Raw genomic sequence first — 15,661 nt, forward strand, 5'->3', positions numbered from 1 at the left:
CATATCATCTTCCACGAGGAAGATGACGGCTATTTTCCGGGGCCTGATGTCTGGGGCACCGGACGCCCGGTGCCGACCTCGGGCATCACGCAGCCGCCGGTTGCAGGGTTTGCCGTGCGTCGTATCCATGACCGGGCGACCGACAAGGCATTGGCAACACAGAAAGCAAAGGCGCTTTTGCCCAAGATCCATGCGTGGCATCAGTGGTTCTATCGGTGCCGCGACCCGCAGGGCACCGGGTTGATCGCGCTGCTGCACCCGTGGGAATCCGGTCGCGACAATTCTGTCGACTGGGACGATGCATTCGAACGTGTGCCGACCGATGGCGTGGGCGATTTTGTCCGGCGCGACACCTCGCATGCCAACCCGGCACACCGCCCGACGGATTAGCAATACAAACGCTATATCTGGCTTGTGCAGACCTTCCGGAGTCTGCGCTGGGACAACACCAGATTGCACGATGCCTCGCCGTTCCGGATTGTGGATCCGGGGTTTAATGCGATCCTGATCCGGTCCTGTCAGGATGTGGCAGATTTGGCCGGTCGGCTTGGCATGTCCGACATCGCCTCCGAGGCGCGCGCTATGGCGGACAAGGGAATTGCTGCGATGGACAGCCTCTGGAGCGATGCGCTTGGTCAGTATCAGTGCTATGACCGCGCCGTGGGCAGACCCGTCGACAGTGCCTCGATCGGGGGCATTCTTGCGGCTTTTGCGCCAATCCCCAAAGAGCGCGCGGCCGCGCTTGCCACCCGCATCGAGAAGCTGGCCAAAGCCTGCAACTACCTTGTCGCCAATCACGACCCGACCGCGCCCGAGTTCGATGGCCTGCGGTATTGGCGGGGACCGGTGTGGCTGATCGTGAACTACATGATCGCTGACGGCCTCGAACGCGCGGGGGAAGTGGCGATGGCTGAAAGGATTCTGGCGGATTCTGTTCGCCTGATTGAAAAGAGCGGCTTTGCTGAGTATCACCATCCCATCACCGCCGAACCCTGCGGTGGTGCGCATTTCACATGGACCGCTGCCATGGTGATCGAAATCTTCAGCACGTGCGAGGTTGCCGCATGAAAAGGTCGCGTATCAATGAAATCATGAGCGCCGCGGGCGACATGATCCATGAATTCGGCTTTACCCTTCCGCCCTTTGCCTATTGGACGCCGGAAGAGTTCAAGGCCCGAAAGGACGACGCGCGGCACGTGATCGACGCGCGCTGCGGTTGGGACATCACCGATTACGGGGCCGGTCGTTATGACGAACTCGGTCTGTTCCTGTTCACCTTGCGCAATGGTCTGCTCGCCGATCTGCAACGTGGTGGCGGCATGTGCTATGCAGAAAAGCTGCTGATTTCCCGGCAGGATCAGCTCAGCCCGATGCATACCCATGCATTGAAGGCCGAGGATATCATCAATCGTGGCGGTGCCACGCTGGTGGTGGAGCTTTTCGGCTCCGACGACAACGGAAACTTTGCCGAGGACAAGGGCGGCACGGTCTGGCTTGATGGCATCCGCCACGAATACCGCCCCGGCGAAAAGCTATGCTTGGCTCCGGGCGAAAGCGTCACGCTGCGGCCCGGTGACTGGCATGCGTTCTGGGGCGAAGGCGGCGATGTTCTGATCGGAGAGGTGTCGACGGTCAACGACGACGAGACCGACAACATCTTCCGCGAACCGATTGGACGCTTCGCCAATGTCGAAGAGGACGAGGCCCCGAAGCACCTGCTGGTCAGCGATTACCGGTCCTGGCTGGGCTGAACCGCAAATATGGGTCGCCAAGCGTGTCGGCGATTGCGCCATAGGACCGTCTGTCTTATCACCGACGCATGACCCATGCCTTCACTATCGACAGGGCCGAATTGCGCCTTGTGAATCTGCCGCTTCTGAACCCGTTTGTCATCTCCACCGGGACGATGACGCACAAGACCTTTCCGCTTCTTATTCTGCAAAGCGATGGCATCACCGGGATCGCCGAAGCGGTGATGGACCCGCTGCCGGATTGGCTCGAGGAAACCACCGCTGGCGCGCTTGACCTGTTGCGCAGCGCCATTTTGCCAAAGCTGGTGGGGATGCGCATCGCCAACCCTTCCGACATCGACCCGCTGCTGGCCCCGTGGCGTGGCAACCGGATGGCCAAGGCAGTGGCGGAAATGGCGGTCTGGGACCTTTGGGCGCGGTCTTTGGACCTACCTCTGTGCCACCTCATTGGCGGTGTCCGCGACAAGATCGAAGTAGGGGTGAGCCTTGGCATCGCGCCACTCGACAAGACGCTCGACCGGATCGCCGAGGCGCAGGCGCATTGCTATCGGCGCACCAAGCTGAAAATCAAACAGGGGCATGATTTGGGACTCCTGGAAGGCGTCCGCGAAACGTTTCCCGACATCAAACTGACGGTGGATGCCAATACCGATTACACTCTGACGGACCTTGCCACGCTGCGTTCGATGGATGCGTTCCACCTCGACTATATCGAACAACCCTTGGCCTATGACGACATCCTTGACCATGCGCAGGTCCAGTCGGCGCTGCAAACCGCGATCTGTCTGGATGAAAGCATCCGAAGTGCCAAGGATGCGCGGATCGCACTTCAGATGAATGCTGCGCGGGTGATCAACATCAAGGTGGGCCGCGTCGGCGGCATTGCCGAGGCGCGCAGGGTCCATGATGTCTGCGCCGCGTTTGGTGCGCCTGTCTGGTGTGGTGGCATGCTCGAAAGCGGGGTGGGGCGGGCGCATAACATCCACCTCGCCACCATGCCGAACTTCACCAAACCGGGCGACACCTCCAGCGCCAGCCGCTATTTCGCGCGGGACATCGTGAACGAACCGCTCGAGGCGACGGGTGGCCTGATGCCCGTGCCGCCGGGGCCGGGGATCGGCGTGACGCTCGATATGGATTACCTTGAGACGGTGTCAGAACTGGTCGAGGTCTGGACGGCATGACCGGCCTCGTTCTGCGCGACCTTGCCTCGCTCGCCGAGATGAAGGCGGCTGAGGATTTCCAGCGGAGCGTCTGGGGCAAAGACGATCCTGCAGACAATGCAGACCTGATGATGGCGATCCAGCACGAGGGTGGGCTGGTCGCGGGCGCGTTTGACGGCGACCGGATGCTGGCCTTCCTCTTTGCCTTTCCCACCAGCGATCCCACCGCGCAGCATTCGCACCGTCTGGGAGTGCATCCCGATGCGCAGGGGCAGGGATTGGGCGTGCGCATGAAACTCTATCAGAAAGACTGGTGCCTTGAGCGCGGCATCACCTGCGTGCGTTGGACTTTTGATCCGGCGCGGCGCGCCAATGCGGTGCTGAACATCCACCGGCTGGGGGCAACGTCCAACACCTACTACCGCGATTACTACGGCGCGATGGAGGGGATCAACGCAGGCATGCCCTCGGACCGGTTGCTGGCCGATTGGGACCTGACGCGGCCAGTAGGCGGATCGGTGACTTTCGTGGACACCGTTCCGATCCCCGCCGATTTCGCCCGTCTTGTCCTAGATGACCCCGCCAAAGCGCTCGCCGAAAGGCTGCGCATCTGCGATGCCTTGGAAGCCGCCTTCGCAAAGGGCTTTCACATCGCGGGTTTCGACCGCGATGCGAACCGCTACCTGTTGGCGCGCGCCGCTTAAAGACTGTCGCGGAACGTGGTGAGGAAAGCCTCGGCATTAATGCGCAGTGATGGACCAAGATAACCGCCTTCCTGGATCAGAACGGTCGGCACCCCCATGGCGGCGATCCGGCGGGCCATTTCGGCAAATCCTTCGGCATAGACATTGACCGCTGCCAACGGATCATCTGCCGCCATGTCAAAACCCAGCGACACCACCAGCGCTTCGGCACCGAAATCCCCGATGGCGGCGATGCCCCGGTCGAGGGCCGCCAGAACCTCGGCCTCGCCATCTTCCATGTTCAGCACCTCGTTGCGGGTAAAGCCAAGACCCGCGCCTTCGCCGGTCTCGTCGGGGTAGCCCAGATAGAAGGTGGGATAGACCGCCGGATCGGGATGCAGCGAACAGAAGTACACGTCGTCGCGGTCATAGAAGATATCAAGACTGCCATTGCCGGTATGCACGTCTACATCCAGAAGCGCGACCTTGTCCCACGTGCCCCGCATGTGATGCGCCGCGATGGCGGCGTTGTTGAAGAAACAGAACCCGTTGGAACAATCGGTCATCGCATGATGGCCCGGCGGGCGGCTCAGCCCATAAGCCGCGCGTGCGCCGTCCATCACGTCTGCCGCTGCAGAAAGCGCCGTCTGCGCCGACCAGTAGATTGCCTCGTACGTGTTCTCTGTCAGCGGGGTCGAGGTGTCGGTCATCCACCACCCCATCGCACCGTTGATGTCCTTGGGGCAGCGCCCACGCCGCGTGCCTGGGTGGCGTGTCGGAATGCCCATCGCGCCTTCGGGGGCTTCGGCCAGGAACCGTGCATAGGCATCGGCAAAGAAATCGACATAGGCGGGATCATGCACCGCCTTGATCGGCCCAACTCCAAAATCCTGCGGTTTTTCGACACTAAACCCGTTATCCAGCAGCATATCCCGGATCAGGATGGCGCGTTCGGGCTGTTCGGGATGCTGCATCGGCGCCCCGCCGCGATAATAGACCTCGGGTTTGTGGCCCAGTTGCCGTTCATCAAAATAGGTTCTCATGCTGGCTCTCTCTTGTAGGTCTGGGGCGATCTGTCAGGGCTAGCATGCCCTGTGCCCCCTTGCCACGCCAGTCCTGAACCTTTTAGCTGGTGCACAAGACTCACCGACATTGCGAAAGATGTGCCCCATGGACCTGCGCCCGAATTCCGACGAAGCCCGCGATATCGCGTACCACTTCCACAGCTACACCAATCCCCGGGTGCACGAACAGAATGGTCCGCTGATCATGGATCGGGGTGAGGGTGTTCATGTGTTCGACACCCATGGCAACAAATATATCGAAGGCATGTCAGGCCTCTGGAGCGTCGCTGTCGGGTTCAACGAACAGCGCTTGATTGATGCCGCGACCCGCCAGATGAGCAAGCTGCCCTATTACCACAACTTCGCGCACCGCTCGCACGGGCCTGCGATTGATCTGGCAGAAAAGCTGGTCAGCATGGCCCCGGTGCCTATGAGCAAGGTGTTCTTCACCAATTCCGGCTCCGAGGCAAATGACACGATCCTCAAGATGCTCTGGTATCGCTCGAACGCGCTGGGCAAGCCGGAAAAGAAAAAGGTGATCTCGCGCATCCGGGGCTATCACGGGGTGACGATTGCCTCGGCCTCGATGACCGGACTGCCCTACAACCACAAATCCTTCGACCTGCCGCTGCCCGGTATCCTGCACACCACCTGCCCGCATTACTGGCGCGAAGGGCATGATGGCGAGAGCGAAGAACAATTCGCCACCCGCTGCGCCGAAGACCTCGATGCGATGATCCAGGCTGAAGGGCCGGACACGATTGCCGCCTTCATCGCCGAACCGGTGATGGGCGCGGGTGGTGTGGTTGTCCCGCCCAAGACCTATTGGGAGAAAATTCAGGCGGTTCTGGGCAAATACGACATCCTGCTGATCGCCGATGAGGTGATCTGCGGTTTCGGTCGGACAGGCAAGATGTTCGGCTGCGAGACCTTCGGCATCAAGCCCGACATCATGACCATGTCGAAACAGATCACGTCGTCCTATTTCCCGTTCTCGGCCTTCATGATGACCGAAGAGGTCTATGCCCCCATCGCAGATGAAGCCGGGCGCATTGGTGTGCTGGGTCATGGCTATACCGGCGGTGCGCATCCCGTGGGCGCTGCTGTGGCATTGGAAAACCTCAAGATCATTGAAGAGCGTGATCTTGTAGCAAACGCCGCAGAGCGTGGTGCGGAATTGCAGGCTGGTCTTGCCAAATTCGTGGATCACCCGCTGGTGGGCGAGGCGCGGGGCGTTGGACTTATCGCGGCGCTGGAAATCGTCGCACCCGAAGGCCGTGCCGAAGAGTTTGCGCCGGGCAAGATGGGTGCTGGGATGGGCGCGCATTTCCTCAAGAACGGCCTCATTTCGCGCAATATGACCGATGCCATGGCCTTCTGCCCGCCGATGATCATCAAGGCGCCGCAGATCCGCGAAATCCTGTCGGCTGTTGAGAAAAGCCTCGACGGGTTTGCGGCGGAACTTGCCGCCTGATCGCGTCGATGCCCCTGTCGACATCTTGCGTCAGGGGCATCCGGATCACGGGTAAGGCAGCGTCACCTTGCGTCATTTCGCAAAGGAAACGCAGTTTGGCGTTGACTTGAGGCATGTCCGCTCTGTTCAGTTGGCAAAGCAAAAAGCGGCATAAAATCGCCGACGGGAGGACAACCTATGACGTTCAAGACACTCGCCCTTGCGAGCACCATGCTGACAGGGCTTGCGGGCCTCGCCACCGCTGAAGAGCTTCGGTTTGATGATGTGTTCATCATCGGCGACTCGCTGAGCGACGCTGGAGCCTATTCGCAGTCTGTGATCGCAGGTGGCATGGGCGCGCTGCCGGTCATCAACTACAAGTTCTTGACCAACGCGCCGGATGGATCGGCACTGACCTATGGCGAGGTGCTGGGCCGCGAGCTTGGTCTGACCCTTGGTCCAAATGTCTATTCGGCGGTTCCCTTGGCCGGGCAGGGCGAAGTTGCGCTGGGCGGCACGATCTATGCCGAGGGCGGATCCCGAGTGACCGATCCACAGGGGATTGGGTTCAACCCGGACTTGGGCATCACGACTCGGTCGCTGGCGGAACAGGTCGATCGCTTGTTGGCGGATCGGCCGAGCTTGGGCGAAAACGATCTGGTCATCCTTTGGGGCGGTGCGAACGACGTGTTTGCGCAGGCGGGCGCTGTTGGCGGTGGCCTCATCGCACCAGAGGCTGCAGCCGCGAACATGGCGCAGGCTGCGACCGAGATCGTCGGATTGGTGGATCGCGTGCGCGCCGCTGGGGCCGAGTCGGTCATCGTTGTCACAATCCCGGATATCGGCACCACACCCTTTGGCATTTCGTCGGGCCCGCAAGGTGCCGGGCTTCAAACCGCGCTGACCAATGCGTTCAACAGCACTCTGCTGGCCTCCATCGGCGACCGCGCGGTGATCGTGGACAGCCAAAAGCTCTTGGGTGCGGTTCAGGCTGACCCGGTGAAATACGGCTTCACCGCTCCGAATGCCGCTGCGATCCCGGCCTGCCCGGACACATCACTGAGCTGTCTGCAGGGCCTCAACGCCAGCGCCGACAGCGAAGAACGCGTCTTTGCCGATGGTGTCCACCCGACCACATCTGCCCACGAGCTGTTCGGTGAGGCCGCCTTTGCCGGTCTTCAGGCGGCCACGCAGACCGGTGCGATTTCCGTGGCGACCATGACCGCGCTGCGTCAGCACGGGCTGTCCATCGAAAACCGCATGAACCCGACCGTTCTGTTCACCACCGATGAGGACGGCAACCGGCGTCGCCGCGAAGTGGGCGAGATCGATGTCTACGCAAGCCTCGACTTCGGCAGCTTCGAAGGCGATGCGCAGCAGGTTACACCGGGTCTTGAAGGGTCGACCAAGGTGCTCAAGGCCGGTGCAGATATCACCGTGGCACCCAACGCCACCATTGGTGCGGGCATCAGTCTTGATTACGGCCAGGTCGATTTCGACGACAACGCGGGCGGGTTCGACAGTGATCTGATGATCGGCGTCGTGTTCGGGCAGATTGCCCTGTCGCCCAAGTATTACCTGAACGCGGCCTTCGGGGGCGGTCGGATCAATGTCGATGACATCACCCGCAGCTTTACCCTTGGACCGGCGACCGAGACTTATACCGCTGACACCACGGGCAGTTATCGGTTTGCGCGGATTGGCGGCGGCGCCATTTATGCTCTGAATGATCAGGTGCGGTTGAACCCGTTTGCCCATTACACATGGGAAAAGGTGTCGATCGACGGGTTCACGGAATCCGACGGTGCCGCAAGCCTGTCTTACGGGGACAGCGAGTACGAGTCCCAGCGCCTGACCGCAGGTCTGTCGGCGATCTTCGCACCTGCCAATATGGATGGTGTGGTGTTCAACCTGCGCGGCTCGATTGAACATGATTTCAACGACGACCTGCTGGTTGTGTCACTTGGGCCGACGGCCGACACGTTGGGCAGCGTATCCGCACCGCGTCCGGACCAGACATGGGGCTACATCTCAGGTTCCATGGTCAAGGAAATGGGATCGGGCGCGTTCCTGAGCCTGACCGGCACAAGCTCTATCGGCCTTGATGGATCGCGCGGCTTTACGGGTGCGGTGACGTACAAGATGACATTCTGATCGGGCAGGGGGCGACAGGCCCCCGTCCACTCGAAACAACAAAGGCTGCCGGATCGGCAGCCTTTTGTCATTTGTAACAATCTGTAAGAGCGTGTTATCCGCCCCAGGTCCGCACCGGGCCACAATCCATGTGGACGAAATTCGATCCGGAATAGCGCCCGACGCCGCCGGCCTTGCAGGCTGCTGCGGCACGATACATCTGATTCACCGAGCGCGAATTCAGCCGCAGGTCTGCCGCCTGACCCTTGAGATGAAGCGAGTTGCGTGCAACGCCGCTGGACTTGCTCCGCAGCATCGCGTTGGTCTGCGGGCTGCGATAGCCGCTCAGCAACATGTAGGGTTCAGACACGTCCAGCAGATTATGTGCCGCTGCCATGATGTCGATGGTGCGCAGGTCGATGGATTTCACGTCATCCGTCCGCCAATCCCGCATGAAATGGTGCACTTCCTTGATGGCATCGCCGATGTAGTCGCCTTCGATCCAGTAGATCATGTCGATCCGTTCGCCGGTACGACCGGAATACATCTTGATCCGTCGGATGTCCCCCCCGCCGCGCAGGAACCCTGCTGCATTTGCGAAGGTGGGCGCCGCAGTGATTGTCGTAGCCGCGAAGGCGGCCAGCAAACCACGGCGCGTGAAGCCGCCGGATTTCGTGTCAGTCATTTGAAAGTGCCTGTCCCGTTTTTCACTTTGCCAGTCGTCCGCGTCGTTCCGCGAACCTGCCGAATGCCTATCGTGCGCAGACTATGACACATCCCGAATCTCAAAAAAACCGAAAGTTCCCAAAAAAATCCAGATCAAGGTTTTTCGGCAAAATTCTGCTTAAATCGCCCAACTGTGTTAAAGTTACGCTACACCTGCGCGGGGCGATGCAGCGGTGCCGCATGTCGCCTTTAAAACGCAAAAACAAACTTTTTGTGAATGGACACGGCGAATGGGCGGCAAGAGCATGGAACAAACAGGCGGAACAATCCGTTTGGACTGCATGACTTGGGAGTAGTGATTGATGATCCACCGGACGTTCTTGCGCGGCGCAGCTGTGATTGCTCTCGTGGCAGCAAGCTATCTGGCACCGCAAAGCGCCGGTGCTGTCCAGGTGACAGCGTTCCAGCAGGCAGTGGCCGAAAGCGTGTCCAGCGACGACCAGATCGCCGCTTTCTATCGCGACCGCGGGTTCGAGCCGATCTGGACCGGCGGCACGGAGGCCGATCTTGAACGCCGGACTGCCCTGCTCGAAGCGCTAAGCATGGCGCATTACCACGGTTTGCCGACGTCGAAATACAACGCCGAAGCGCTTCTGTCGCGGATGGCCTCAGTGCGCAGCGGCTTTGACCGCGGATCGCTCGAAGTGGCGCTGACGGATCTGTACCTTGATTTTGCACGAGATCTTCAGACAGGCGTGATCGACAACCCCCGTCAGGTGAGCAGCCACATCGTACGCGAAATTCCACGGCGCGAGACCAGCTATTATTTGGAAGGTTTGTTGTCCGAGACGCCGCGCGCATTTCTCGCGTCGCTTGCACCGCAGTCGCAGGAATATGCGCGGCTGATGAAAGCCAAGATGCGGCTGGAACACAGCATTTCGCATGGTGGCTGGGGGGCGACGGTGCCGTCCGGCAAATACGAACCCGGTGACACGGGCGCGGGCGTCGTGGCTCTGCGCGACCGGCTGATCGCCATGGGATACCTCGATCGTACCGTGACCGCCCGGTATGACACGTCGATCACGGAAGCCGTGCGCGTCTTCCAGGAAAGCCATGGGTTGACCGTTGATGGTGTCGCGGGGGGCGCAACTCTCGAAGAGATCAACGCCGCACCGCAGGATCGGCTGAAATCGGTGATCGTCGCAATGGAGCGCGAACGCTGGATCAATCTGCCCGGTGGGCTGGGGCAGCGTCATATCCTTGTCAACCTGACGGATTTCAACGCGCGCATCTTCGATGACGGCAAACTGACATTCGAGACCCGGTCGGTCGTGGGGCATCAGGATGACGACCGCCAGACGCCCGAATTCTCGGACGAAATGGATCACATGGTCATCAACCCAAGCTGGTATGTGCCACGCTCCATCATCGTCGGGGAATACCTGCCGAAGCTGCGCAGCAACTCCGGCGCCGTGTCACATCTCGAGATCATCGATAGCCGGGGCCGCGTTGTCAGCCGGGGGCAAAGCTTTGCCGGCTATACCGAACGCAGCTTTCCGTTTTCCATGCGGCAGAAGCCGGGGCCTAAGAACGCGCTGGGCACGGTCAAGTTCATGTTCCCCAACAAATACAATATCTATCTGCATGATACGCCCGCGAAAAACCTGTTCTCGCGCGAGGTTCGCACCTACAGCCACGGCTGTGTCCGTCTGAATGATCCGCATGATTTTGCCTATGCGCTTCTGGCGCGTCAGACCGATGACCCGGTTGGGTTTTTCCAGTCGCGTCTGCGCACGGGTGCGGAAACGCGGGTCAATCTGGATCAACCTGTCCCGGTCCACCTGATCTACCGCACCGCCTTCACAACCGCTAAGGGCGACACGCAGTATCGTCGCGACGTTTATGGACGCGATGCCACCATCTGGAACGCCCTCAGCGCGGCAGGGGTGGAGATCGCCGGAATTCGCAGCTAAACCTCTGGCCAGTCAGGCCGGAGGCAGGCATGCCCTACACCATTGCAGAAATTGCGACCGCTCTTGGCATTCGTGCCGAAGGGGACACGACGCTTAACGTAAGCGCCGTCGCGGAACCGGGCTCGGCGCGGGCGTCGGATCTGGCCCTTGCGATGAAACCGGAATTTGCGGACCAGCTGTCTCAGGGAGGCGCGCGGGCCGCGATGCTGTGGGACGGGGCGGATTGGCAGGCGATGGGCCTTGATGCGGCGCTGATGGCTCCGCGACCCCGCTATGCCATGTCGGGCCTGTCCGCGATGATGGATGCGGGGGCGGGCTATGCGCCGGGTCTGCATGAAACCGCGTTGATCCATCCGACCGCCAAATTGGCAGACGACGTCTCTGTCGGTCCCTTTGCCGTCATCGGCGCCGATGCAGAGATCGGCGCGGGCTCCGTCATCGGGACGCAGGTCTTTGTCGGGCAAGGCACGCGGATCGGGGAACGGGCACTGCTGCATCCGGGAGTGAAGATCGGCCACGGGGTCACCATCGGCGACCGCTTCATCGCGCATTTCGGCGCAACCGTCGGTGCCGATGGCTTCTCCTTCGTCACACCCGAACCCTCCGCCGCCGAAAAGGTGCGCGAGACGCTGGGCGATCAGGCGGGGGCGACCGCGCAAAGCTATGCGCGCATCCATTCGCTGGGCGGCGTCGTCATCGGGGATGATGTGGAGCTGGGGGCCAATTCCTGCATCGACCGGGGTACCGTTCGGGCAACGCAGGTCGGCAACGGGTGCAAGTTCGACAACCTTGCACAGATCGGCCACAACGTGGTGATCGGCAATGACTGCCTGATCTGCGCCCAGGTGGGGATCGCCGGGTCAAGCCGCATCGGCAACAACGTGGTGTTGGGGGGGCAGACCGGGGTCAGCGACAACCTCTTCATCGGGGACAACGTGATCACCGGCGGGGCCACCAAGGTGCTGTCGAACGTGCCGTCGGGCCGCGTCATGCTCGGCTATCCAGCGATGAAGATGGACGCGCAGCTTGAGCTCTACAAACAATTGCGTCGTCTGCCGCGCCTGATTGCGGATGTCGCCCTCCTCAAGAAATCGGTTTCAAAGGCCGACCCGAGCGACTAAATCACGGGCGCAGACGAAACAGCCTCCGGGGGACGCAGATGAGCGTGCAAGACAGGGTCATTCGCATCATAGCAGATCAAGCCATGATCGAGCCGTCTGATGTGGCCGTGACGGACACGATGCAGGATCTCGGCATTGACAGCATGGGCCTCGTGGAATGCATCTTCGCGCTGGAAGAAGAGTTCGACATCGAAGTGCCCTTCAACGCGAATGAGCCGGAGAAAAGCGATTTCGACATCTCTTCGGTGGCGTCGGTTGTGGCTGGGGTCGAAGGGTTGATTGCCCGGCAAATGGACTGAGCGCCGATGAAGCGCGTGGTCATCACCGGGGCGGGCACCGTCAACGCACTCGGGCTGAACGTGCCCGACACGCTTGAAGCGATGCGGGAGGGGCGCTGCGGGATCAGCGCTTTGCAGTTCCGAGATGTGGAGCGGTTGGCCATCCAGATCGGCGCGCAGGTGCATGATTTCGACGAGACCGCGCATTTCAACCGCCAGCAATTGTCGCTCTATGACCGGTTCACCCAATTCACCCTGTTCGCAGCCCGCGAAGCGCTGGCGCAGGCGGGGCTGGAGTTTTCCGGCGAACTGGCGGCGCGCTCTGGTGTCGTCCTCGGCAATTCCGGCGGCGGGATGACGACGCTCGATGACAATTATCGGAGCGTTTACGAAGAGGGCAAGAACCGGGTCCATCCGTTTGTCGTGCCCAAGCTGATGAACAACGCCGCGGCAAGCCATGTGTCGATGGAGTTCAACCTCAAAGGCCCAAGCTTTACGGTCTCCACCGCCTGCGCCTCGTCGAACCACGCGATGTCTCAGGCGTTCCAGATGGTGCATGGCGGGCTGTCCCCGGTGATGATCACGGGCGGGTCGGAATCCATGTTGTGCTTTGGAGGCGTCAAGGCATGGGAAGGGCTGCGCGTCATGTCCAAGGACGCCTGCCGCCCCTTCAGCGCCAACCGCAACGGCATGGTGCAGGGCGAAGGGGCTGGCGTTTTCGTGTTCGAGGAATACGAACACGCCCGCAAACGCGGGGCCGAGATCCTGGCCGAGGTGGTGGGCTTTGCCATGACCTCGGACGCGTCGGACATCGTCATGCCGTCCAAGAACGGCGCCGCACGCGCCATTGCCGGGGCGCTGCATGATGCCAAGCTGAACCCTCAGGACGTGGGCTATATCAACGCCCACGGCACCGGCACCGCTGCCAACGATAAGACCGAATGCGCCGCAGTGGCGGATGTGTTCGGGGCACATGCCGACCGCCTGATGATCTCGTCCACCAAGTCGATGCACGGGCATTGCATTGGTGGCACCGGCGCGATCGAGCTTCTGGCCTGCATTATGGCCCTGCGCGACGGGGTGATCGCGCCCACCATCGGTTACGAGGAACCTGACCCCGAATGTGCGCTGGACGTGGTGCCGAACGTGGCGCGCGAGGCGAAGGTCGATGTGGCCCTGTCGAACGCCTTTGCCTTCGGTGGTCTGAATTCTGTGTTGGCGCTGCGGCGGGTCTGAGGCGGCAGGCGCGATCACGCCTTCCGTGCTTTTGACAACTCTTGGTCCTTTTGGTGGAAGCTGGCACTGTCATTGCCGCTGGGATACGGCACCTCGGGAATGTCCATGTCGAGAAATCGGCAAAGTGGTTCCCAACCCGATCCAAGCTGATAGGTCAGCAAACGCTCCGGTCCGAACGCGCTTTGCACGTCAGCAACATTCCGATTTTAAAACGCGATCACGTGGTCCTTGTCGGAGACGTCTCCTTCAAAAACAGTGTTCCGGAGCCGAGGCGCCATGCCTTCGGTTTTTTCCGGATCGCGAAGAAAGGTAAGAATGGTCTTTTCCATACTGGCGTACCAGCTTTCCGCATCGCGATAGGTCAACAGGGTCTTTGCGTCGGGAAAATGGGCTGCCAATTCGCGCCAGTAGCGGGCCGCCGGCCAATCCACAGTGGCCCTGAATCCGTCGAACACCGCGTCCCAATCCGGCGTGACTGTGCCGTCGTAAATACCCTGCCACATCTCGAAACGGTTCTTGTTCGGGATGACCTCGTACATGTGGTAGCACGGGCCGTAGCCCAGGATTTCGAGTGCGCGTTTCATCGACTCCGTGCCGGTCCGCCCAAAACCTGCGCCGATTATGTCCAAAGCCATGTTTGCACCGCTCCAAATGATTATGCGCTAAGGTCAAACCCTGCATGACTCTCTTTGGGCTGTCACGGTTTTTTGTAGCGCTGCGGTTTGTTTTACGGCGTCAGCCGTGTCCAACGCACGCGGGCTTTCCAAATCCTTAACGTCTGGCACCGCATACCCCCGCCCACGATGCGCATCGAGCGGGAAGGGTCACTCCCAGGCCGCGATATTTGAACTGATCTTCTCTCAGATGCCCATATGGGCCGACCCTGAGAAACCGGTTTCAGAAGGCCCCGACAGGGGTACAGGTCACGGGGGAAGCCCCGGTGGAATGAGAGTACGGTCAGGCCAAAGGGCGGCGCCGCTTCTGCTCCGATATTGAGGTCATCCTCGGGCTTGGCCCGAGGACCTCCATCCAAGAGAGATCCTCGGGTCATGCCCAAGGATGACGTTACCGCATGTCTCACAGATCCTTGGGTCAAACCCGAGGATGGCGCAGAGGTATGTCCCCCGTCGCGCCCCATTGCACTTCCCCTAAACCCGTGGCCATCATGGGTCCATGACTTTTTCCGACCGCATCACCCGACTTCCCCACGCGTACGAGCCCGAACAGGGTGCCGATGCGCTGACCGCCGCACCTTGGGCGACCGGGGATGTGGCAAAGCTGATCCATGGGGCGGGCGGGTGCAGCCCTTACCTCAAATCGCTGATCGAAAAGGAAAGCGGCTGGCTCGAAACTGCGCTTGCCGATCCCGAGGCGTCGCTTCTTCAAGAGCATGACACCCTGCGGGCCACCGCGCCCGACGCGCTACCCGCAAGGCTCCGCCAAGCCAAACGGCGCATCGCACTTCTGACCGGGCTGGCCGATCTGGCCGCGGTCTGGCCGCTGGAAACCGTGACGCAGGCGCTCACAGATTTCGCCGATCTTTCGGTGCATCTGGCCATGCGGGCCACCAGCCTGCACGAGATCAAACGCGGCAAGTTACCCGGCCAGACCGAAGACGACGCGGAGCTGGCGGGGGGCATGGTGGCGCTGGCGATGGGCAAGATGGGCGCGGGAGAGCTGAACTACAGCTCGGACGTGGACCTGATCTGCCTCTTCGACGAAACGCGCTTTGATCCAGACGACTACCACGAGGCGCGATCCGCGCTGGTGCGGGCGACACGCAAGATGTGCGCGATGCTCAGCGATCTGACGGGCGAGGGCTACGTGTTTCGGACCGATCTGCGGCTGCGCCCCGATCCGTCGGTCACGCCGGTCTGCCTGGCCATGGAGGCCGCCGAGCGCTATTACGAAAGCCTTGGCCGGACATGGGAACGCGCGGCATATATCAAGGCGCGGGCATGTGCGGGCGATATCGCGGCGGGCGAGACATTCCTCAAGACACTGACGCCCTTTGTCTGGCGCAAGCATCTGGATTTCGCGGCCATCGAAGACGCCCACGACATGGTGCGCAAGATCCGCGATCACAAAGGGCTGGCCGGACCGATCACGCTGCCGGGGCACAACATGAAACTGGGGCGCG

General features: G+C 61.1%; 12 protein-coding genes and 3 pseudogenes. 12 read left to right on the forward strand and 3 right to left on the reverse strand.

Annotated features, from left to right (window positions below; translation table 11 throughout):
* The 5 genes and pseudogenes from JJ869_RS16675 to JJ869_RS16695 form a co-directional block, all read left to right on the forward strand.
* Positions 1-390, forward strand: a pseudogene (locus JJ869_RS16675) (hypothetical protein); the annotation flags it as partial.
* A gap of 63 nt (positions 391-453) precedes the next feature.
* Complete coding sequence (locus JJ869_RS16680; RefSeq protein WP_292268738.1) at positions 454-1,068, forward strand: trehalase family glycosidase; 615 nt, start codon at positions 454-456, stop codon at positions 1,066-1,068.
* A complete protein-coding gene (locus JJ869_RS16685; RefSeq protein WP_292268739.1) occupies positions 1,065-1,751 on the forward strand; it encodes a D-lyxose/D-mannose family sugar isomerase in 687 nt (228 codons plus the stop codon). The genes JJ869_RS16680 and JJ869_RS16685 overlap by 4 nt, the downstream gene beginning before the upstream one ends.
* A 68-nt stretch (positions 1,752-1,819) precedes the next feature.
* Positions 1,820-2,935, forward strand: a complete 1,116-nt coding sequence (gene menC / locus JJ869_RS16690) for an o-succinylbenzoate synthase (protein WP_292268741.1) — start codon at positions 1,820-1,822, stop codon at positions 2,933-2,935.
* Positions 2,932-3,618 carry a GNAT family N-acetyltransferase gene (locus tag JJ869_RS16695; protein WP_292268742.1) on the forward strand — a complete coding sequence of 229 codons (687 nt, stop codon included), beginning with the start codon at positions 2,932-2,934 and terminating at the stop codon, positions 3,616-3,618. The genes menC and JJ869_RS16695 overlap by 4 nt, the downstream gene beginning before the upstream one ends.
* Here JJ869_RS16695 and JJ869_RS16700 read toward each other — a convergent pair.
* Positions 3,615-4,640: a histone deacetylase family protein gene (locus JJ869_RS16700; protein WP_292268743.1), complete on the reverse strand. Its 1,026-nt coding sequence runs from the start codon at positions 4,638-4,640 to the stop codon at positions 3,615-3,617. The genes JJ869_RS16695 and JJ869_RS16700 overlap by 4 nt on opposite strands.
* 127 nt (positions 4,641-4,767) lie before the next feature.
* Here JJ869_RS16700 and JJ869_RS16705 point away from each other — a divergent pair, with 127 nt between their 5' ends.
* Positions 4,768-6,135 carry an aspartate aminotransferase family protein gene (locus JJ869_RS16705; RefSeq protein ID WP_292268744.1) on the forward strand — a complete coding sequence of 456 codons (1,368 nt, stop codon included), beginning with the start codon at positions 4,768-4,770 and terminating at the stop codon, positions 6,133-6,135.
* Positions 6,136-6,312: 177 nt separating this feature from the next.
* On the forward strand, positions 6,313-8,268 hold the full coding sequence (locus JJ869_RS16710) for an autotransporter domain-containing protein (RefSeq protein WP_292268745.1): 1,956 nt from the start codon (positions 6,313-6,315) through the stop codon (positions 8,266-8,268).
* 94 nt (positions 8,269-8,362) lie between these two features.
* Here the strand turns inward: JJ869_RS16710 and JJ869_RS16715 are convergent, their stop codons facing one another.
* On the reverse strand, positions 8,363-8,932 hold the full coding sequence (locus JJ869_RS16715) for a DUF882 domain-containing protein (RefSeq protein WP_292268746.1): 570 nt from the start codon (positions 8,930-8,932) through the stop codon (positions 8,363-8,365).
* Positions 8,933-9,275: 343 nt separating this feature from the next.
* Here JJ869_RS16715 and JJ869_RS16720 point away from each other — a divergent pair, with 343 nt between their 5' ends.
* Genes JJ869_RS16720 through JJ869_RS16735 form a run of 4 tightly spaced genes read left to right on the forward strand, consistent with a single transcriptional unit; the run spans position 9,276 to position 13,521 of the window.
* Positions 9,276-10,886 carry a L,D-transpeptidase family protein gene (locus JJ869_RS16720; RefSeq protein WP_292268747.1) on the forward strand — a complete coding sequence of 537 codons (1,611 nt, stop codon included), beginning with the start codon at positions 9,276-9,278 and terminating at the stop codon, positions 10,884-10,886.
* Positions 10,887-10,915: 29 nt separating this feature from the next.
* On the forward strand, positions 10,916-12,007 hold the full coding sequence (gene lpxD / locus JJ869_RS16725; protein WP_292268749.1) for a UDP-3-O-(3-hydroxymyristoyl)glucosamine N-acyltransferase: 1,092 nt from the start codon (positions 10,916-10,918) through the stop codon (positions 12,005-12,007).
* A gap of 38 nt (positions 12,008-12,045) precedes the next feature.
* The gene (locus tag JJ869_RS16730; protein ID WP_292268751.1) at positions 12,046-12,306 is read left to right on the forward strand and encodes a phosphopantetheine-binding protein; all 261 of its coding nucleotides are present in this window, start codon (positions 12,046-12,048) and stop codon (positions 12,304-12,306) included.
* A 6-nt stretch (positions 12,307-12,312) separates the two neighbouring features.
* Entirely contained in the window at positions 12,313-13,521 is a 1,209-nt protein-coding gene (locus JJ869_RS16735; RefSeq protein WP_292268753.1) for a beta-ketoacyl-[acyl-carrier-protein] synthase family protein, read from the forward strand.
* Between the two features lie 14 nt (positions 13,522-13,535).
* On the opposite strand, the pseudogene JJ869_RS16740 reads toward JJ869_RS16735, so the two are convergent.
* Positions 13,536-14,156: pseudogene (locus tag JJ869_RS16740) on the reverse strand (sulfotransferase family protein).
* A 538-nt stretch (positions 14,157-14,694) separates the two neighbouring features.
* On the opposite strand from JJ869_RS16740, the pseudogene JJ869_RS16745 reads away from it, so the two are divergent.
* Positions 14,695-15,661: pseudogene (locus JJ869_RS16745) on the forward strand (glutamine-synthetase adenylyltransferase); the annotation flags it as partial.

The organism is Marivita sp., from assembly GCF_017643905.1.
In the GTDB taxonomy this organism is placed as follows: Bacteria; Pseudomonadota; Alphaproteobacteria; order Rhodobacterales; family Rhodobacteraceae; genus Marivita.